20 protein-coding genes and 1 pseudogene are annotated in these 19,649 nt (G+C 48.3%); 10 read left to right on the top strand and 11 right to left on the bottom strand.

All coding sequences use genetic code 11. The features are described from left to right. Window position 1 precedes the first annotated feature (1 nt). The gene (locus AC2IBB_RS31660) at window positions 2-1,279 is read right to left on the bottom strand and encodes an MgtC/SapB family protein (RefSeq protein WP_486330610.1); all 1,278 of its coding nucleotides are present in this window, start codon (window positions 1,277-1,279) and stop codon (window positions 2-4) included. 366 nt (window positions 1,280-1,645) lie between these two features. Between AC2IBB_RS31660 and AC2IBB_RS31655 the strand changes: the two genes are divergently transcribed. Continuing rightward, on the top strand, window positions 1,646-2,020 hold the full coding sequence (locus AC2IBB_RS31655; RefSeq protein WP_486330609.1) for a hypothetical protein: 375 nt from the start codon (window positions 1,646-1,648) through the stop codon (window positions 2,018-2,020). Window positions 2,021-2,088: 68 nt separating this feature from the next. On the opposite strand, the gene AC2IBB_RS31650 is transcribed toward AC2IBB_RS31655, so the two are convergent. Continuing rightward, window positions 2,089-2,673, bottom strand: coding sequence for an ABC transporter ATPase (locus AC2IBB_RS31650; RefSeq protein WP_486330608.1), 585 nt, complete (start codon window positions 2,671-2,673; stop codon window positions 2,089-2,091). Window positions 2,674-2,816: 143 nt separating this feature from the next. On the opposite strand from AC2IBB_RS31650, the gene AC2IBB_RS31645 reads away from it, so the two are divergent. Beyond that, on the top strand, window positions 2,817-3,569 hold the full coding sequence (locus AC2IBB_RS31645) for a sulfite exporter TauE/SafE family protein (protein WP_486330607.1): 753 nt from the start codon (window positions 2,817-2,819) through the stop codon (window positions 3,567-3,569). Window positions 3,570-3,593: 24 nt separating this feature from the next. On the opposite strand, the gene pyrE is transcribed toward AC2IBB_RS31645, so the two are convergent. Further along, the gene (gene pyrE / locus AC2IBB_RS31640; protein ID WP_011400040.1) at window positions 3,594-4,241 is read right to left on the bottom strand and encodes an orotate phosphoribosyltransferase; all 648 of its coding nucleotides are present in this window, start codon (window positions 4,239-4,241) and stop codon (window positions 3,594-3,596) included. A gap of 81 nt (window positions 4,242-4,322) precedes the next feature. Between pyrE and AC2IBB_RS31635 the strand changes: the two genes are divergently transcribed. Continuing rightward, entirely contained in the window at window positions 4,323-5,096 is a 774-nt protein-coding gene (locus AC2IBB_RS31635) for an exodeoxyribonuclease III (protein ID WP_486330606.1), read from the top strand. Window positions 5,097-5,179: 83 nt separating this feature from the next. Here AC2IBB_RS31635 and rph read toward each other — a convergent pair whose 3' ends face one another. Beyond that, window positions 5,180-5,896, bottom strand: a complete 717-nt coding sequence (gene rph, locus AC2IBB_RS31630) for a ribonuclease PH (protein WP_486330605.1) — start codon at window positions 5,894-5,896, stop codon at window positions 5,180-5,182. Window positions 5,897-6,177: 281 nt separating this feature from the next. Here rph and AC2IBB_RS31625 point away from each other — a divergent pair, with 281 nt between their 5' ends. From AC2IBB_RS31625 to AC2IBB_RS31600, 6 genes are all read left to right on the top strand, one after another. Further along, window positions 6,178-6,558, top strand: coding sequence for a hypothetical protein (locus tag AC2IBB_RS31625; protein ID WP_216737520.1), 381 nt, complete (start codon window positions 6,178-6,180; stop codon window positions 6,556-6,558). Window positions 6,559-6,819: 261 nt separating this feature from the next. Continuing rightward, complete coding sequence (locus AC2IBB_RS31620) at window positions 6,820-7,686, top strand: YicC/YloC family endoribonuclease (RefSeq protein ID WP_486330604.1); 867 nt, start codon at window positions 6,820-6,822, stop codon at window positions 7,684-7,686. A gap of 315 nt (window positions 7,687-8,001) precedes the next feature. Further along, a complete protein-coding gene (locus tag AC2IBB_RS31615; protein WP_486330603.1) occupies window positions 8,002-9,252 on the top strand; it encodes a tyrosine-type recombinase/integrase in 1,251 nt (416 codons plus the stop codon). Between the two features lie 536 nt (window positions 9,253-9,788). After that, entirely contained in the window at window positions 9,789-10,094 is a 306-nt protein-coding gene (locus AC2IBB_RS31610) for a type II toxin-antitoxin system HigB family toxin (protein WP_486330602.1), read from the top strand. Window positions 10,095-10,193: 99 nt separating this feature from the next. Next, window positions 10,194-10,565: a helix-turn-helix domain-containing protein gene (locus AC2IBB_RS31605; protein WP_486330601.1), complete on the top strand. Its 372-nt coding sequence runs from the start codon at window positions 10,194-10,196 to the stop codon at window positions 10,563-10,565. Between the two features lie 25 nt (window positions 10,566-10,590). Then, complete coding sequence (locus AC2IBB_RS31600) at window positions 10,591-12,993, top strand: TOTE conflict system archaeo-eukaryotic primase domain-containing protein (RefSeq protein WP_486330600.1); 2,403 nt, start codon at window positions 10,591-10,593, stop codon at window positions 12,991-12,993. On the opposite strand, the gene AC2IBB_RS31595 is transcribed toward AC2IBB_RS31600, so the two are convergent. The 6 genes and pseudogenes from AC2IBB_RS31595 to AC2IBB_RS31570 form a co-directional block, all read right to left on the bottom strand. Further along, the gene (locus AC2IBB_RS31595; RefSeq protein ID WP_486330599.1) at window positions 12,979-14,151 is read right to left on the bottom strand and encodes a hypothetical protein; all 1,173 of its coding nucleotides are present in this window, start codon (window positions 14,149-14,151) and stop codon (window positions 12,979-12,981) included. The two genes, AC2IBB_RS31600 and AC2IBB_RS31595, sit on opposite strands and share 15 nt — an antisense overlap. Continuing rightward, window positions 14,148-15,497, bottom strand: a complete 1,350-nt coding sequence (locus AC2IBB_RS31590) for a type II toxin-antitoxin system HipA family toxin (protein WP_486330598.1) — start codon at window positions 15,495-15,497, stop codon at window positions 14,148-14,150. The genes AC2IBB_RS31595 and AC2IBB_RS31590 overlap by 4 nt, the downstream gene beginning before the upstream one ends. Next, complete coding sequence (locus tag AC2IBB_RS31585) at window positions 15,487-15,810, bottom strand: helix-turn-helix domain-containing protein (protein ID WP_486330597.1); 324 nt, start codon at window positions 15,808-15,810, stop codon at window positions 15,487-15,489. Before AC2IBB_RS31585 ends, AC2IBB_RS31590 begins: the two co-directional genes overlap by 11 nt. A 536-nt stretch (window positions 15,811-16,346) precedes the next feature. Beyond that, window positions 16,347-16,760 (bottom strand): VOC family protein, encoded by a 414-nt coding sequence (locus AC2IBB_RS31580; RefSeq protein WP_486330596.1) that lies wholly within the window; start codon window positions 16,758-16,760, stop codon window positions 16,347-16,349. Between the two features lie 71 nt (window positions 16,761-16,831). Beyond that, entirely contained in the window at window positions 16,832-17,251 is a 420-nt protein-coding gene (locus AC2IBB_RS31575; protein ID WP_486330595.1) for a helix-turn-helix domain-containing protein, read from the bottom strand. 289 nt (window positions 17,252-17,540) lie between these two features. Continuing rightward, window positions 17,541-17,791 (bottom strand): annotated as a pseudogene (locus AC2IBB_RS31570) (IS3 family transposase); the annotation flags it as partial. Window positions 17,792-18,188: 397 nt separating this feature from the next. Here AC2IBB_RS31570 and AC2IBB_RS31565 point away from each other — a divergent pair. Continuing rightward, window positions 18,189-19,079, top strand: coding sequence for a hypothetical protein (locus tag AC2IBB_RS31565; protein WP_486330594.1), 891 nt, complete (start codon window positions 18,189-18,191; stop codon window positions 19,077-19,079). Between the two features lie 92 nt (window positions 19,080-19,171). Here AC2IBB_RS31565 and AC2IBB_RS31560 read toward each other — a convergent pair whose 3' ends face one another. Beyond that, window positions 19,172-19,633, bottom strand: coding sequence for a methyltransferase family protein (locus AC2IBB_RS31560; protein WP_486330593.1), 462 nt, complete (start codon window positions 19,631-19,633; stop codon window positions 19,172-19,174). Window positions 19,634-19,649: the final 16 nt, after the last annotated feature.

The raw sequence follows: 19,649 nt of genomic DNA, 5'->3' as shown, positions 1-19,649 counted from the left end.
TTCAAAATGGGCTAAAGATCAGAATCGCCAGCCCTGATGCGCTGGAGGCGGCGAGAGTAGCGGCGACTTTAACTCCCAGCGGCCGGTTCCCTATGGTCCAAGCCAGGCCGGCTTTGACCAGACTGTTGCTGCAGGCGGCGATGAAAACGCCCCAGCCGGCTATCAGTAACGTGACTTTTTCCGGCTCTCTGGCGAGACGGGCCAGGGACAGGCTGATAGCATCCACGTCGCTCAGGCCGGATATGGCGCTTAATACATAGACGCCGCTGGCGCCCAGCCATTCGTGCAGGGCGTTGGAGAGCAGCATGATAAGAAGCAATAGGGAGCCAAAGAACAGAGCAGAGGATATTTCCAATGGATTTTGCCTGAGGTTGGGCTGCTCGATTTTCACTTCTGATTGGCTGCGCCAAAAATAGAACGCGGCGGCGTACACGTACAGGGCCATAATGGCGAAGGGAAGAACAAGGGCGCAGCCTAGGGGTGGGTGTACGATGTAGATGACCAGTAGCAGCCTTGGGAACATCGTGGCGCAGGCAATCAATACCCCCGACGCAAGCAGCGAGGCATGCTGCTGATTGTCTTTCGCTACCCGGGACAGGTGCAGTGTGAGCGCGGTAGAGGAACTCAAGCCCGCAAACAGGCTGGTTATCAGTACTCCTTTGGACGGGCCGCTTATCTTGACTGCGAAATAGCCAACAAAGGAGATCGCGCTGATTAAGACAATCATCCACCAAACTTCATAAGGGTTGATGGCTCCCCAGGGGCCGAACCCTCGATTGGGCAGCACCGGCAGCATGACGACGGTCATCACCAGCAATTTGAGCCCGGCGTCCAGCTCTTCATCCCGTATTTTTTTCAGAAAGCCGTGCAGCTCCGGTTTGAGATCGAGCACTATGGCGGTTGCTACCGTCATAGTGGCGGCAACAGAGAACTCCCCCATGACGCATAAAGCGCCAAAGAAAAAAGTCAGCATGGAAGCAATCAGGCTCGTGATGCTCATGTCCAGTCGTTGTCTCTGGCTGGTGACATAAGCGGCAATAAGAATCAGCGCAAGGGCGATGATGCCCGCCGCCAGCACCCACTCTCCCATTTGTTCACCCAGCCAGGTAGACAAACCGCCTAATAGCGCAATGAGAGCGAACGTTCTTACGCCTGCGACTCGATGTCCAGCTTCTTCATGACGGTTGACCCAGCCACGCTGTATGCCGATAGTCAGCCCAAGCAGCAATGCTATGGCCAGATGGGGAAGCGGGTATTGCGCATCAAGCAGACTGTTCATGCCGGTCGGAGGATGGATAATGCGGCTCAGCGCCGCTTCAAAAAGGCGTGAAGCTGGTTGGAATGGCCACCGTAAAGAAGGCGGGTTAAAGCTGTCATATTCATCAAGGGCGCGCTGTGTTTCGATAAACGGCGAATGTCTTCAAAAGTATAGCTAACAGGGCTGCGAGCAATGTTGGAGCGGCTGCAAGCTCTAGTGTAAATGGATTTTTTCCATGATTTTCTGAGGTAGATCAAATTGGCCTTCAGCCCCAGTTTCAGCGGCTTGGATTAGTATGATTATTCTAATTTTTGCACGTATCTTGAGGGCGCAATCAAGGCAAGGAACTGGGTTCCTTATCTCAAAGTAACCGGTAGGAGACCAAAGATGGGCAAGCTCAAGTCATATCAGGAGCAAATTCAGGACGCTGTAGAAAAAGGAATCAAAACAGTAGAAGAGCAGCACCGCACTCTTGCTGCGAAACCTTTCGAATACGCGGAAAAATTAGAGCAGGAAGCCAAGAATTTGTCCGTTAAGTCCGTGCGTGAAATGCACGATCAAGTCCTGGACAACGTATACTCTTCGTTCCGCGCCTGGAATAAGCGTGTAAACGACTTCGCTGCGGATCTGGTGGCTAAAATCGAAGGCGCAGAAAAAGACAGCGATGACGAGGCCAACAAATCCAAAGCCACGGCTAAGAAAACCACAAAAACTGCAGAAAAGCCGGCCTCTAAAACTACTGAGGAAGAAGCTGCAGCCTAAGAGATCCGCACTCTTGGCAAAAGAGCGCCGGTTGGCGCTCTTTTGGTTGGCAGGTGCGAAAAAGCGGACTAGTTGCTTATCTTTTCAAGCAGGAATTTCAAACGTTCGATTTTCTGAGCGTAGTCAGCGGTGGTCTCTTGACGGTCCTTTTCATGGGCCGTGACCTCATTCTGCAGCCTTTGTATCTGACTGACGTCCCGTTGAATGTCATCCAGTAGGTCCTGCGGCACCGCGCGTCCAGCTCTTTCTGCGTCCGCAGCCCGAGACTCTTGGGCCGCTACTTTCTTCTCCAGCACCTCAATGTTGTTGCGTTTGAGGCTGATCACCCCGTCCAGTTCCTGCAACTTACGGTCGCGGGCGCGGGCGGCGTCATCGGGATGGCTAAAAAGTCGTAACAGGAGTTCATCTGCTTCGCGTTGTTTGCGGGCTTCTTCTTCCTTTTGCGCTTTTTCCGCTAGTTTGCGGTCGCGTTCGATAATTTGCTCTGGAGTTAATGCGGCGGGGATGTCCTTAATCACGCGGCCGAATGCATCAACAATCTGGTAACCCTTTTTCGCCGCCTCCGGTGGAACGGAATTCCCTAACACTAATGTGCCGTTGTGGTCCTTGTATCGATAAAATAGAGTTTCGGCCTGTACGAATGTTAGTGACATCAAGCAGAGCAGCGCGCCTGCGGCAATCTTTGCTCCCCTGATTTTTATTAATGGCATCATGTAGTTATATTATGGTTACTTCGCTTGGGTAACCCCTGATAAGTGGGTTTAAAGGTCATATCGGAATTAGCATGACTTTTATAATGTTATTCATAATTTCATTAATTGCCAACGGACTATCCGCTTTGGCCGGTGGCGGCTCTGGTTTGCTGCAGCTTCCTGCATTGTTGTTTTTAGGCTTGAGTTTCTCTGTGGCTTTGGCTACTCATAAAGTGGCGAGTGTAGCTTTGGGAGTGGGCGCTTCTTTCCGCCATATGAGGGAAAGAGGTCTGGATGGGCGTTTTGCTCTGTATATGTTGGCGGCGGGCCTCCCAGGCGTGCTGCTTGGCGCGCAAGTTATTTTAGGTGTTGATGACAATGTCGCGCAGATGGCGCTAGGTCTTCTGACGATTGGCTTGGGCGTCTATTCAATTCGCTCGCCGCAATTAGGGATGAAGGAGTGTAGCAAGCACCGCTCTCCGTCGGGATATATAGCGGGAGCAATGGGCTTATTTGGAATCGGCGTGTTGAATGGGTCTATCACTTCGGGAACAGGTTTGTTTGTTACTTTATGGCTGATTGTGTGGTTCGGTCTAAGCTATCAAGGAGCGGTGGCGTACACATTGGTTTTAGTTGGCGTCTTCTGGAACGGATTGGGCGCGCTTTCGCTGGCGCTGCAGACGGAAGTGCGCTGGGACTGGCTGGCGCCTCTTGTACTGGGCGCTCTGGCTGGAGGATATATTGGCGCTCACTGGTCCATCGCCAAAGGCAGTGCGGTGGTGAAGCGCGCTTTTGAAGTGCTGACAATACTGGTCGGGTTCAGTCTGATGTTCAAGGCAGCCCGGGTGGCTGCCTGATTTACGTTTAGTGGAAGTTACGAATTAACTTTGTACGCCATAAACGGCACGATACTCGGCAACCTGCTTATAGTTGTCGGAAAAGTGCGGGTCGGACTTAAGAAACTCGAGAATTTGATCTAGCTGGATAATAGCTGTGACGGGAATCTGGTAGTTTTGCTCTATCTCTTGAATCGCCGACAACTGATGCTGTCCGCGCTCTTGCCTGTCAAGAGCGATGAGCACGCCAGCGGGTTCCGCGCCATTCGCCTTGATGATCGAAATGACTTCACGAATGGCTGTGCCTGCAGTAATTACATCGTCCACGATAAGCACCTTGCCTTTCAGCGGAGCGCCAACGATGACGCCGCCTTCGCCATGGGCTTTGGCTTCTTTGCGGTTAAAGGCGTAGGGAACGTCCATGCTTTTTTCGTTGGCCAACGTAACGGCGAGAGCGGAAACCAGGGGAATTCCCTTGTAAGCCGGCCCGAACAGCATATCGTATTGCAACGGGCTGGAAGTTAAGGCCGCCGCATAAAAGTGCCCGATTTGCGCTAACGTTGTGGATGTATTGAATAATCCGGCGTTAAAAAAGTACGGGCTGCTGCGGCCGGATTTAAGTGTAAATTGGCCGAATTTCAGCACTTCACGCTGAATGGCGAACTCAATAAACGCTTTTTGATAGTCGTGCATAAGAGTTTCTTTAGCCCTTGGATTCTTTTGCAGTAAATACGAATTAGGTATCATACACGCAAATTTTTATAGGTAACATCTATGAGGGTAGTAACAATCAGCGTAAACGGACTGAAGCGCGCAGTCGGAGAGGGATTCTTCGAGTGGATGGCGCGCCAGGACGCTGACGTCGTTTGCGTGCAGGACCACAGGATGCGGGTTTATGAGTTGGACGAAGACAAATATCGTCCTGAAGGCTATGAGCCCTATTTTCTAGATGCGGAAAAGCTTGAAGACGGTGGGGTTGGCATTTATACCCGACAGATTCCCAAAGCCATCATGATGGGCTTTTCCTATGCTCCGGCGGATATGAACGGCGCTTTTATTCAGGCCGACTTTGACGCTGTCAGCATTGCTTCTTTGATGGTTCCCTGCGCATTGATGGACGACGAAAAACAACAGGCTAAAGAAGAGTATCTGGAAGCTTTCGGCAATCATCTGCAGAAAACGTTGCGCAAGCGTCGACAGTTTATTTTCTGCGGTAACTTCCAGACTGCTCACCTGGTGACGGACGCCAATCCCCGCTATCACCGCTTGGAAGTGTCCGGCTTTCTGCCGCAGGAACGGGCCTGGTTTGATCAGGTGTTCGATGAAATGCAGTACGTAGACGCATTTCGCAAGATCAACCGGGAAAAGAACCAATACACGTGGTGGCCGGAATCGGCGGAAGGCTGGCGTAAGCATTCGGGCTGGCGAGTAGACTATCAGATCGCCACGCAAGGGCTGCGCGGCTCTATCAAACGCGCTTGGATCGATACCGAAACCCGGTTCTCTGATCACGCGCCATTGATCGTTGATTACGATGTAGACTTCTAGGGCGGGCTTTGTCGGAGCCTCGCCCCGCCTATCTGGCGGGACGCGGTCAAGCAGTCGGCGTTGACGCGCCGTCCGCCCTTTTCTTAGCTTTGTAACACTTCTTCTTGAGCCACAAACAACTGGCGAATGCCGTTGCCGGCCAGATCCAGCATTGCCGTCAGCTCCGTGCTTGAAAATGGCGCTGCTTCCGCAGTTCCCTGCACTTCAATAAATCCATCCTGATCCGTCATGACGACGTTCATGTCCGTTTCCGCCTTGGAATCTTCATCATAATCAAGATCCACAACAGGGACGCCTTCGTAAACGCCTACGGAAATTGCGGCGACTTTGTGCAGGATCGGGTTGGTTTTTAGCTGGCCTTTCGCGATTAGGCTGTTAATAGCGTCCGCCATGGCGACGAACCCTCCGGTAATTGACGCGGTGCGTGTGCCTCCGTCAGCCTGGATAACGTCACAGTCGATCGTGATGGAGATCTCGGGCATTTTCTTTAGATCCACCGCTGCGCGCAAAGAACGACCAATCAGTCGTTGAATTTCCAGCGTACGACCGCCTTGTTTGCCTCGTGCGGCTTCGCGCTGATTGCGGGTTCCTGTGGCGCGGGGAAGCATGCCATATTCCGCCGTGATCCACCCCTGGTCTTCTCCTCGCAGGAAGCGAGGCACTCCGTTTTCTACGGTGGCGGTGCAGATGACTTTGGTGTCGCCGAACTCGACCAGCACGGAGCCTTCCGCATGTTTCGTGTAGTTTTTGGTGATCTTGATGTCGCGAGTCTGGTCGGGCTGTCTTCCGCTGGGTCTCATAATGCATTGGCTCTCTTTGATTCATGTGGGGGCGGATTGTAGCACGACAGGCCTATACGAATAAGTAAACGAGAGGGTTTGGAGGATGAAACAAGGGCGGATTACAGCCAGTAATGAAGCTGCCCCTCCACGCTCAAAAATACTTTCGCTAGAGCCAGTATGCGCATGAATAGAGGCCTGATCTTGTGCTATTGTGATTGAGGAGGCGCCGTATTTTTCATCTGTTCCGTGGCGGTTTTCCATTCCGAAAGATTCATTGAGTTAACCTTTCAGGAGGTTATATGCCGGTAGTTAAAATTAAGTCGCTACCGTTAGCTCATGACACTGATTTGCCGAGGGTGCTGGAGGGAATTAGTAAGGAGTTTGCGGAAAGCGTAAATATCAACGTCGATAATGTGTATATCACCTGGGAATACCTTTCTCCCGGGCACTACGCTCACCAAGGCAGGGTGGCCGGTTTACAGGAAACCCACAGCCATCCGGTACAGGTTCAGCTGCTGACGGCGGACATGATCGATACAGGTAAAGTTCATCAAATGTTCGAGGCGCTGGCGGAAGCGATCAGCAAGCGCACCCACGTATATCGGGAGAATATATTTATTTGGCATTCGTCGGTGGCTAGCGGTAAGGTATTCGACAGGGGGCAGGTAGATAACTGGTAATTTTGTTTACGCTAAAACACAGCATACTCATTGCGGTCCGGCGGGATCGCCATCTCTGACTATCTGCATCTAATTTAAACGACTATTATTCAATGAGGTTGGCTCAGGCTCCGCGACGGCGCGAGGCGTCATGCCGTTCACCTGTAGGCTGCAGCAACCTGATCCGCCGAAAATAATATACTCGCCGCTGGCTGTATTGCTTATCATGGAAAGCTGGCGCGCCGTCTTTTTCAACATTCAGGAATCGCGATTGGAGACTTTATGATTCGTAGTATGACTGCTTACGCACGGCAGGAATCCAGAGGAGAATGGGGCGTGCTCACCTGGGAAGTGCGCTCAGTAAACCACCGTTATCTGGAACCCATGTTTCGAATCCCTGAAGTCTTACGGGAAATTGAGCCTGCTCTGCGGGAGGCGATGCGTCAGTATGTGCAGAGAGGCAAACTGGAGTGTCAGCTCAAATTCCAGCAGGAATCTCAGGCCACCCCTTCTTATCAGGTGAACCTTGGCCTCGCCAATGAGCTGAATCAGGCGGTCAATCAGATCAACCGCATTCTGGATAATCCCGCGCACATCAATGCTTTCGACTTTCTCAACTGGCCTGGCGTGCTAGTCTCTGAGGAAACGGATCTGGAGCCTGTGAGGGAAGAAGCCGTGAGCCTGTTCGAGCAGACGCTGGAAAGCCTGGTGAAGACCCGCGAACGAGAAGGCGATCGCATTCGTCCCATGTTGGAAGACCGCTTAACCGCCATTATGGACATTGTTGGCCGCGTGCGTCAGAAAATGCCCATCATCCTGGAGCGCCAGAATGAAGCCCTGAAGTCCCGCTTCGAAGAACTGGAGCTGGCGGTGGATAGCGCCCGTCTGGAGCAGGAACTGGTGATTGTCTCCCAGAAAGCGGATGTTGCGGAAGAGCTTGACCGCCTTGACGCCCATGTCCATGAAGTACGTGAAGTTCTCGGCAAAAAAGAACCGATGGGACGTCGCCTGGATTTCCTGATGCAGGAACTCAACCGCGAAGCCAACACCCTCTCCTCAAAATCCTTGGTCACCGAAACCACCCAGTTCGCTGTAGAGCTGAAGGTGCTGATCGAGCAGATGCGGGAGCAGATCCAAAACATCGAATAGTTTTTTCACCCGTCCAAGAATGTCTTAGAAGCCCTGTTATTTGCTTGTAAATACAGGGCTTTTTTATTTTCCCCGTCCAAATCGGTTTTCAGATGTCCGTTACCAACTACCTGTTTAGTGGTGGGCAGAATGGTGGGCAGCCCCCTCATTTTGGCTCAATAAGCGTTTTGCGGTGAGCAAATTGGTGGGCAGTAAGTTACCCAATTTTCGCATTTAACTCGCCACCACAACAGGTTAGCTGCTGATTCAATAAGCAAATCGGTGGTGGGCAGCCATTATTGCCCCCTCCATTATTTCAGCAACTATGGAGTAAACATGGGAAAACTCACAACAAAACAGGTTATTGCATACAGCAAAGCAGACCCCAAAAAATATTCAGATGGTGAAGGGCTATACTTTTGCGTCCGCAAACAGGGCTCGCCTTATTGGATGATCCGCTACACCACAGTCAAAGGAAGACGAGAAGCAACCTTGGGGCAATTTCCTTTAATGTCGTTGGCCGATGCTAGAATTGCCGCTGCTTATTTTCGAAAAGAAGTACGCGACGGCATAGATCCTCTTCTGGAAAAACAAAAAATCGAGTTACCTGACATTGAAACCGTGGATCAACTATTCCATGACTGGTATCGAACCGATCTGAGTAGACGACTAAAGCATCCCAAGATTCCGTATCGGGTTTACACCAAAGACATAAGCCCAGTCATTGGCATTAAGTGTATTGCTGAGGTGACTGCACGTGACGTGCGGGAGGTATTAGAGCGCATTCGAGAAAGTAACCGCCCTACCATTGCCAACGATACCTTGATGTACATGAAGCAGCTGTTTCGACATGCGATAAAGCTCGACTTAACCCTGAACAACCCAGCCGCAGCATTTACCGTGGACGATGCCGGTGGCGTGGAGTCCAGTAAAGACAGGATGCTCAGCAAAGAGGAAATTCACTACGCCTTTAGCGTGTTTCATACCCATATCAATAGCTTTGGCCGAGATAACTACCTAGCTTGCTGCCTGTTTTTGGTGTTGGGCGTGCGCAAAAGCGAACTATGTGAAGCCATGTGGCGTGAAATGGATTTAACCGCAGGCGTGTGGGATCTACCCAAAGAACGCAGTAAAACTGGCGTGCCAATCAGCATCCCCTTACCGCGCCAAGCCATTGCTTGGTTTAACGAGCTGCAAATCCGCGCTTGTGGCTCGCCTTATGTTTTTCCAGCCAGACGAGCAAGCCATCGTCCACATATGGGGCCAGATACGCTAAACCGCGCCATTTCTAAACTATTTGGCCGCGAGCCTGGGCGCAAAAAACAGCCACCCAATAAAATGGGTAAACTCGAACACTTCACCGTACACGATTTACGCCGCACATTTCGCAGCCTTGCCGCCTCTTTGGGCATTGCAGGCAATGTGGCCGAACGCTGTCTTAACCATAAGCTAAAAGGCGTTGAGGGCATCTACGACCGCCACGATTACTTTGAAGAGCGCCGTATTGCCCATCAAACCGTAGCTGATGTGGTTGAACCACTGGTGAACTTTGATCCCGCTTCACAACACCACACAGGAGGGCGCTAACATGCAATTTATGATGCGACTTGCACCCATTACCTTTCCAATAGCCATGCTGGCAGGGCTTGGTTGGTGTATTAGCATTGCCTTACTCGATCAACCTCATGGCATAGGCTACGCACTTACTCGGTATTGCCTGATGGTATTCGTGGTACTCACTCCTTGGTTGACGCTAAAACTCACTTTCTACGTGATTGTCAGCCTAGGACGTAAACTGGGGCTCATCCCGCCTGCACGCACAACGCATAGCCTAGGTTATGCAGAATCACTCTATTGGTTTAGAGTATTGGCCTTCTTCGATGGCAAACGCAGCCGTATGCCGAAAAGGCCCATCAGGCGAAACTAACAAGCCTCCATTTGCTCACTTACCGTGGGCAGTTGGGACAATGGGGCAACACTTGATATGCCGAGCTTTAGAAGGGTGAATAAGAGGAAATTAAACTGCCCCAAGGAATGGGGCAATCGGGGCCGTGTCAACAGCTCCTATCAGTCAGTCAAACTACAAACTTGCAAAAGTCCCAATATGGGACTGGCATCTGTTTATGAGAATTATCGCACTATCAACCTTAAAAACATTTTGGGAAGACAGCCCAGAATACATTGACGCGAAAGAGCCAACTTTAGCGTGGTATAGGCATGCATTAAACGCTGATTGGGGATCACCGGCGGATGTGAAACAGGACTTTAGAAATGCCAGCATCCTCAAAGATGGGCGTGTCGTGTTTAACATTACCGGTAATAAATACAGGTTAGTTGTTTGGATCAATTATGCCTACAAGGTGGTTTACATACGGTTTATCGGCAGCCATACACAATACGAAAAATTCGTCGGGAACGAATTTTCATGAGCAACGCGAGCCCGAAGGGTGAGGCTCATGGACGAGCCGAATAAAAAGTTGATGTGCAAACGATTTGAAGCCAAAAGGTAGTAACAAGAGGTAAATATAATGGACATCAGACCTATTAAAACAGATGCCGACTACCGCGCGGCATTAAACGACATCGAAAACCTAATGATGGCGGAGCCTGATACCGTCGAAGGCGAAAAGCTGGACATTTTGGTTACATTAGTCGAGGCTTACGAAGCAAAGCATTTTCCAATGGATTTGCCTGATCCTGTCGAGGCAATAAAGTTTGAGATGGAGCGCAAAGGATTAACGGTTAAAGACCTTGAACCCATGATAGGTAAAAGCAATCGTGTTTATGAAATCCTAAACCATAAGCGATCACTCACGCTAAAAATGATTTGGAAACTTCATGAAGGGCTAGGTATTCCAGCAGAGTCGCTAATCAAACCACCGCAACCTCGCGCATCATAGCGCTGCGCATAAAAATTATGTTGTCATGAATGATGCTCGCTACCCAAACATTTCGGCTATTGATAACAGGCTAGCTGAGCTTGAAAACGAAAAGCAACAGCTTCTCGCATTGAGAGAGGCTTTACGTAGCGCTCAAAACGAGCGTTCAGTACAGGTATTCACCCCAGAACAAAAAGTCGACCTATTCAGACAACGATTTCGTGGACGAGAGGATATCTTCGCCAATCGTTGGCAAAACCAACAGGGCCGCAGTGGCTATTCCGTAGCCTGTGATAATGAATGGGTAAACGGGGTATGCAACAAACCCCGCATTAAGTGCCAAGACTGTACACACCGAAAGTTGAGCGAATTAAACGAGCACATTATTTACAGGCACCTTGCCGGTCATCAAGTGGTTGGTCTGTATCCACTACTTAAAGATAATTCGTGCTATTTGTTGGCAGCCGATTTTGACAAAGGCTGTTGGCAAGAAGAAGTCAAAGCAATGTCTAAAGCGTGCCAAGAGTTTGATATTCCGCACGCGATAGAAATCTCGCGTTCTGGCAACGGGGCGCACTTATGGATCTTTTTTGAAACCAACATCCCAGCTAACCAAGCTCGGGCACTTGGTTTCGCTTTGCTTGATAAAGCCATGGAAATATTTCCAAATCTATCGTTTGACTCCTATGACAGGCTCTTTCCTAACCAAGATGTCCTTCCTGAAGGCGGGTTTGGCAATCTCATTGCGTTACCACTTCAAAAGGAGGCTCGCCTTTCAGGCCGCAGTTGCTTTGTTGACAGTGACCTGGATGCCATTGACGATCAATGGCGGTACCTTGCTGAGCTTAAAACGCTCACGCAATCGAATATTGATCAACTCATAACAACCATTGCACCCGATACCCTATTACTGTCCGAACAAGGGCTAACAGATAGCCGCCCACCTTGGGAAATCACAGCCAAAGCCACACCAATAAAATTAGAGTCTTTGCCGAAAAACGTGACTATTACCTTGGCAAACCATATCTACTTTTTGATGAGCGAGTTACCTGGGCCACTACTGGCAGGACTAAAGCGATTAGCTAGTTTTTCTAATCCTGTGTTTTTTAAAACACAAGCTTTGCGCTTTTCAACCCATGGCATTCCAAGGTTTATTTCCTGTGCTCGTATTGAAAACGGTTATCTAGCACTACCGCGAGGCTGTCTCGATGGCGCGATTGCTTTGCTACAAGAGCAAAATATTTCGCCACTGTTTGACGATAAGCGTGAAACCGGCAAACCATTATTAAAACTTACCCCTGAGTTCACTTTGCGAAAGAACCAGCGTGACGCAGTGGCCGCAATATCTAAACACGACTTCGGTATTTTGCATGCGCCAACAGCATTTGGAAAAACGGTTACTGCCATTGGTATGATCGTAAAACGCAAAGTAAATACCCTAATACTGGTTCATAGCCGACAACTGCTCGAACAATGGCAAGAGCGATTACGCACGTTCCTACCAGAAGTAAACATTGGCAGTATAGGCGGGGGTAAAAGAAAGCCGAGTGGCATTATCGACATTGCCATCTACCAAAGCTTGGTCAATAAAAAAGACAATTCCATCACGCCTCTCATCCAAGACTACGGCCACATTATTGTTGACGAATGCCACCATCTATCTGCACCAAGGTTTGAAATGGTACTCAATGAGGTAAGAGCAAAATATGTCTTGGGCCTAACAGCAACACCAGAGCGACAAGATGGCCATCAAAAGATCATTTTTATGGCGGCAGGGCCCATTCGCTACAAAGTGAAACAAAGCCCTGATGAGCAATTTACTCAAACCGTGATGATTCATCAGCTCTACGATATACCGCCAGCTGAACTAATAAAAACAGATGAGCGCCCAAAAATAAGCGATGCCTACCGCTGGCTCGTCGATAATGAGCAGCGCACTTCAAAAATCGTCTCAGACGCCTCTCAGTGTGTTCAAAATGGCGGACACCCCTTAGTCCTTACAGAGCGTAGAGAGCACGCAGAGTACATATATTTACAACTTACCGAGATGGGTATAAGCACTGTCGTACTCAAAGGCGCCATGAATGCTGCGGAACGCAAGAACGCTGACAATCACCTGCAATCGGCTCAAGTTGTCGTCGCTACAGGAAAATATGTGGGCGAAGGATTTGACCTGCCAAGACTGGATACGTTGTTTTTGGCCATGCCAATCGCATGGAAAGGTACATTGGCCCAATATGCTGGTCGCATTCATCGTGAATCGGAAGGAAAAACACAAGTCACCATTCACGACTATGTGGACTGTGCCCTTCCTATGTTGCAACGCATGTTTAAAAAACGCGAGAAAAGCTACAAGGCAATGGGGTACGCCCTTGAGTACTTTGATCAACCCTCAATCAGTTTTTTGCTAACGTCATTTGGCCAACCTATAGCCTCATCGTTTAAGTAAATAACTCAAACGATTTAATAATGCTTTACGGCTATTATTCGCCACAACAAAGCGCTTAAAGCGTTGTTCAAACGCCGCTTCATCCGCTTTGAACTGATAGGCCTCAAACAGCTGATGCAGATAGCGTGATGCCGCATCGTAACCACTGGCGCAAGTTCGATCCGCTTGCTCTTGTGATTGCTGCCAGTAGTGCTCACGCTGATTGTAGATATCCGTCAACGCTTTTTCTTTTTCCGCCTTTTCGATGGCTAATTTTTTTTCGAGTGCTGCGGCTTGCTCTTGCTGTAATTGACTTTGCGCTTGCTCGATGGAAGGAGAAATTACTTTGGGGGTTAACCAATACTGATAGTTTTCGTCTGTGTTGGCAGGTTCTTTTCGCGTCAGCGCTAAGGCTTGGTGTCGGGTTAGCTGGCCTTGCTCAAACAAGGTGCGTAATAGCGTGTCTTTCTCAACTTCCGAGAGATTATGGAGCCATTCATCAAATTGAAACTGGGTTTGTTTGGCTTGGTGACTGGGTTGCTCCTTCAGCACCATGGCGAGAGCCTTAACTAATGCTAAGGGAATATCATAGAGTGCCGCAAACGCCTGCACCTCTTCATTAAGGTGTTCAAAATCGAATTGGATTAACGGCACTCGCTCAACGTCATCATTAAAATCAAACGCTTTGAGCCACATGAAGTACACAAGGCGCCAATCCCCTTGCATTAACCCGCTGCGTAACCCAGCTAAATGCTGGAAAAATTCGTCGGCATGCTCATCGTCAAAATATTCGTCATACTCCTCAAGGGAAAAAATCAGCAACTGCCACTCATCGCTTTGATGCACATAAAGCCCATCGTTTGAAAAGCCAAGTAACGCATCTGGAAGCGTTCCAGCTGGTAACTTGATGTAAGCATCGATTGAGCCCCAATCGGCATAGTAAAAACCGATGTCGAAGTATTTTAACATCAGCTCAAAAGGCTCTGCCTTTAGATCACTGTAGGTGTAATACACCTGAAAGGACGTAGCGCTGATCTCGGCACGGCTTGAAATGGCTCTGAGTGCTTGACGTGCTTTAGCATCTAAATACCCATCCAGACGCTCGAATTTATAGTATTGATATTCGCTCACGATGACCTTGCTATTTATTGTGAATTGAAAAGTTTGTTTTACTTTCATTGAAACAGCGCTGCATTTTCCTGTTTTCGCAGATCCAATGTCTTAGCAATTGCAGAACCGGTGGTTTTGCTAACCCCTTGTTGCTTCGCAAGATAAGTAAATTGGCTGATGGCTTCTGCGACTTCTTCAATGACTTGCTTTGCTTCATGCCAACTCCCATAACCAGCACTTGCAGCTAGCTTCTGCATCACCTTAAGCGGTGGCGCTTTGCCATAACCTCCGAACGCAGTGGCGTGTTCGTTGAATGGATGTGGGCTGTAAGTAACATCGTAAAAAGGTGCAGGATTCCATTGACCGTCATCCGCTTGCAAAAACGCCCAGTTTTTACTGTGGTCGTCTTGATTGGACGACAGCAGGTTAAAAACGGCGCGGCGAAATTGCAGTTGTCCAGCAGCTGGCGATTTACACAACTGACGGCTGGCTTTAATCAAGTCAATATAATCCAAACTTGGCGTTCGAAAGTCTGCATCCAGTAGCCCGCAGACGCTATGCATATGCAATCGACCCGCACTACGTTGACAGCCTAAGTCGGCCTGTTCAGTGACATAATCAAAACGCTTGAGCGCTAACCAGGCAGACGCACCGCTTGTAGTTGGTGCTTCAATGAGTTGCCGTTGTGGCGGTTGACACTTAGCTTGCTCAGCCATTTGCAAATAAACCGCCTCACACAAACCTTCTTCATGGCCGAGCGCGAGATTTTTCGAGGTAAACTTAATCAGCCACGCTTCATCTCCAGGCTGAGCAAAGGTTCGACAATACTGAGCTCCCCCAGCAGGCATATAAATCTGCGCCTTAGGCCTTGCACCACCTGAACTACCTCCGGCGACTAATGCAGCCAACACCTGTTGAGTATGTCCATCTAACCCATCGTGATTATCATCCATATAATCTGACATTGAAGCATCGAACAGAGTTTGTGCTTCTAAGCCCAAAACAGCTAAATCAATATCCGCGTACGTGGTGGCTGAAAATTCAGACACCGGAGAAAAAGACAATGCTCCCATGCCTTTATCACCGACAAAGGCCAGTCTATCCATCGCCGTTAATTGATTAGGCAAGATGCCCTTTTGCCGGAAAATACGATCTTGTAACAACATGCCCCAGCCATCGGGCAAACAATCTGCAAATACGCCATGTACACCTTGGTGCGGCGCTTTAGGTGCGACTTGAACTTGCGCATTCGCTTGCAAGGTAAAAGGTGATAAATTGCCAAACTGCTGCAAATAGCTGTCTGCATACTGAAAAAAAACGCCTTGCCGATTCTGCGCCAAGACCCCTACTGCAACCTGCTCACCTGAACTTAAGGTGCGAGTCACGGCGAGTTTTTGAATGGGTTTAAAACCCATCTTTTAGCACCTCATCAATACTCGTGGGTATAGCAGCGCGTTCTTTGCTCGGCTGTGTGAGCTCGTACAAACGCCCAAGCGAGTCGAGGGTCTGCCATAGCAACAGCAATTGGCGAAATGAAATTTGCCCAGTCAACTCAAACTTCTTAATGGTGGCCGCAGGTACACAGCTTCGTTCAGCAAGCGCAGCTCGTGACAACTTTGCTCGTTGACGTAACTCACGTAAATAAGCCGCATAAGCTTGGCTTACATCAGTATCATCAAGTAAGGTAAAATTCATCCGCAAAGACCAAATGGATACAGTTATATCCATTATAGCGAAATAAAACAGAAAGTGGATATTATTGTATCCATTACTGGATGAGCTGTTGAAAAAATTACTCGATAAAGCCTTTCAAAACTGCTATTTTTAAGTACTAACAGCAGCATAAAAACGGCACTGTTTTTCCATTGCTAACCACTAAGATTTAGTAAAAGCCATAGGCAAGTGGTGGGCAGTTTGGTGGGCAAACAGGCATTTTTGAACGGTTTCTTTTCGATAACTCATTGAGTTTGTTAGGGTCTAGGCCGCTACTCAATGAGCAGGTGCAGAACGTCGAATAGAGTTCGTCAATGTGCGAACTTGTCCGTTAAGGCCCTGATTTTAGGGCCTTTTTTGTTTGTTTTCATAAAACTAAAAAATAAAGATATCGCAATTCCGAAAATTGGACACACATGTCCATATAGCGGCCTCGCAGGTCACCAAAACGGCATCTAATCAGATTTTGGTTGGTTAATTGCTTGAATCCGCACTTGAGGGCTTAACGCCTAAAGCAGCGGCGCCGCTCGCGGCGTCTTGCCGGCTTTGTTTTATTTTTTTCGTTGAACCAAGCTAAACCAGTTACCAGAGTTGTCTATGCCCATAGCTTCGACACCATAAAGCTGCTCAGTAGGTGGTTGGATAAATTCCACTCCTTTAGCCACAAGCTCCTCGTACGTTTTTTGGCAATTATCAGTTTCGAAAACGCCCGCTCCAAATGCGCCTTCTTCGATTAAACTTCGTATTTTTTCGGCGGAGTCTTTGGTGAACAACGGACCCTCTTTTGGCTCTGCCAATACCAGCTGAAGTTGTGATTTAGATTTTGGATATACAGTTAGCCATCGAAAGCCTCCTTCCACTTTCATGTCATCACCGACCTCGAAACCGAGCTTGTTTTTGTAAAAATCAAGAGCTTCGTCCTGATTAAGTACATATATTGTTGAATGCGCTATGGATGTGATCATCTATATATTCCCTGTTGTTAATTCATCTTTATTTTATAGAAATAATCAAAATGATATTTCTCCAATATTGCTCAATTAGCCAATTTTCCCAAAAAATGGTAGGCATAACATGCCGGTATAGCCTGGGAGGGAAAACGGTATGCTTCTGTAGACAAAGCCCAGAGCTTGCGACGATATAAAGTAGGCGCCATACCAACTTGTTTTAAAAACAACGAAGAAAAGCTACCAAGACTTGTGTAACCCACTTTCTCGCAAATTTCTGAGACACTTAAATTTTCTGTAACAAGCATTTTCTTGGCTTTCTCGACTCTAAGCCTAATCAAGAATTCGTTCGGCGTTTCTCCATAAGTATCCTTGAATACACGCAAAAAATGATAAGGTGACATATTTGAGTGCTTTGCTATACCGGATAAACTGAGCGGCGCTTGATAATTATCAGCAATATAATCCCTGCCAGCATTCAACCTTTTAAATTTATAGTTCGTAGCCATAAAAGATACTTCTTGATTCATGTAAAGTTAGCATGTGTATATCGCGCATACGCGTTTTCCATTCCAACATTTTAAAGATAGCTCCTTCAGTCCACTGATTCCAGAGTAAAATCGCAGAAAGTCAAGCTACCTCATTTACGAAAAACCGTGCGTGCACATATACCCATTCTTGGGGAGCTCGTTATCACAACAGGCCAGATCGCAGGTTATTGAATTAAAGCACTTTTCAGGACGAGATCATCAGAAAGCCGCGCCATTCGAAGTGAATAAGCGTGCGACTTTCCAGGTATGTTTTCAGATAGGTCACTACCTGATTGGGCACTGTAGGATTAAAATTCAGATTCAACAATCTATCCGCCACCGCATGATGGTGCTTGCGCCTTGTAGTGGCTTTGTAATCAACGCGCTGCGTGACCTGAAGACAAGCCGCCCCATGAGCTTGCGAACCCGGTAGCGTCCCCCCTGAAAGCTTTCTTCGCGTGGCTTCTTCATCATCTCTGGACTGCCCAGACTGCTTCGAGAAGCTTTAAACAGTCGCTTCATTCGCCGATGCAGGTGAAGCTCATCAAAATGGATTGCCGGGGCGGGGCAAAAAATGCTGATCGACTTGCACGCAGAGTCCGGCAAAGCACTCTCACTGGGAAGCGATTCGACTCTGCTTGAATGAAGGCGAACTTTATTTCACCGGGACTGTTAGACCACTACATAACGTTGGCGGGGACTGGAGCATGATGTCTTCTGATTGGCCATGGTTTAGTTCCGTGGCGCAGTATACCCGCTTAGCAGGGGGGGCTAACACTGGTGGGCTGGATCATACACCGTGGAAGAATTCGTCTAAATTTAAGGGAGAGAACATTTCTTTGCGATGGCGAGAGTGACGGGGTTACTTCATCGCTCTGGGTAAGTGGATTTTCTGTTGTCTTTAAAGGTGAGCGCTATGTTGTATCTTAAATCGCTGATATATAAGGCTATGGCTTTGCCGGTATTTCTTTCTCTATGTATGTCCTCTGAGGTGAGGGGGGAAATAGTTGTAAAGCACTACCAGTATCAAGATAGATATAAATACGGCCTTAAAGTTTTAGATCTTGCTCTAAGCAAGCTTGATACCAAATATGATATTCAGTTTCCTGACTTCTTGGATGTTAGTATTAATGAAGCTAGGGGTGAACTTATGGTCACAAAAGGAATATTAAACTTGCAGTTCATGTCTACCAGTGTTGAGCGAGAAGAAAAGATGATTCCTGTAAGAGTTCCTATATACAGAGGTATATTAGGGCTCAGGATTTTACTTGTGATAAAGGAGAACCGATCTACTTTCAGCAGGATTGCCAATATTGAAGACCTTAAACAGTTTGTGGGCGGGCATGGGCTTCATTGGGGAGACTTACCTGTATATAGCGAAAATGGATTAAGGGTGGTGACGAGCTCTCAATATGACACCTTGTTTAATCTTCTCAGAAATAACAGGTTTGACTATTTCCATCGTGGGTTCATTGAAGTATGGGATGAGCTTGATAGGAATCAGGATAGGCTTGCTGTAGCCGATAATGTAATGCTTTTTTATCCGCATCCAGTGTACTTTTTTGTCTCGAAAAGTGAGCCTGAACTGGCAGATAAACTGAAGGAGGGGTTAAGTATTGCTATTTCGGATGGGTCTTTTGAAAAGCTTTTTGCTAAAGAGATGAGGACTTATTTATTAAGAGGCGATCTTGAAAACAGAACCCTGATTATATTGAAGAATCCAGTCGTTCCCCCCAATACCCCTAAGATAGATACGAGTTGGTGGCTTCCCGAAAAGTTTCAACGACAGTTGGCGGCCTCTCAGTAGCTGGCGACTATATTGGGTTGCCTGTGGACCCTTGCGCGCAGGCCCCAACCATTTTTGATGTGCAAGCATGGCGAAGTGGAAAGGCGCTTTCTTCAGACCCAGCGCCGAACGCGCATTTTATAATCAATATAGGATTTGCCAAAGGCGTCAGTTAGCTTGCATTCTTCAAGGCGGATAACAAATACTGTCGTGATAGCGACGGCGATTAAGCCAGCAATAGCGATCCAGAGATTATCGAACAGGATAGCGATCCCGGATTGAATGACGGCGAGGCCTAGATAACCCGGGTTTCTCGAATACTGATAAATGCCAGATGTGACGAGTTCGGTTGAAACGCCATACGGATCATATGTTGTATTGGCGGCTTCAATTTCCCCGATGGAACTGCGGATCATGAGAACGCCTGCCAGAATGGCCAGGGGCCCAAGAACGAGTTGAACCACCCATGGGAGCATGGACCATGGCGAAAGGAAGCCAAACAAAACGGCAACGACCAGGGAAACGCTAAAGATAGTTGGGGGGGACGCGAAAGGCTTTTGAAAGTCTTGGGTCATAGGGGGGCTTCTCAGG

The sequence above is a fragment of the Hahella sp. NS-SX17 genome (assembly GCF_057367735.1).
Note: the sequence above shows the minus strand (reverse complement) of the source record. Positions and strands in the feature narration are given on the sequence as shown.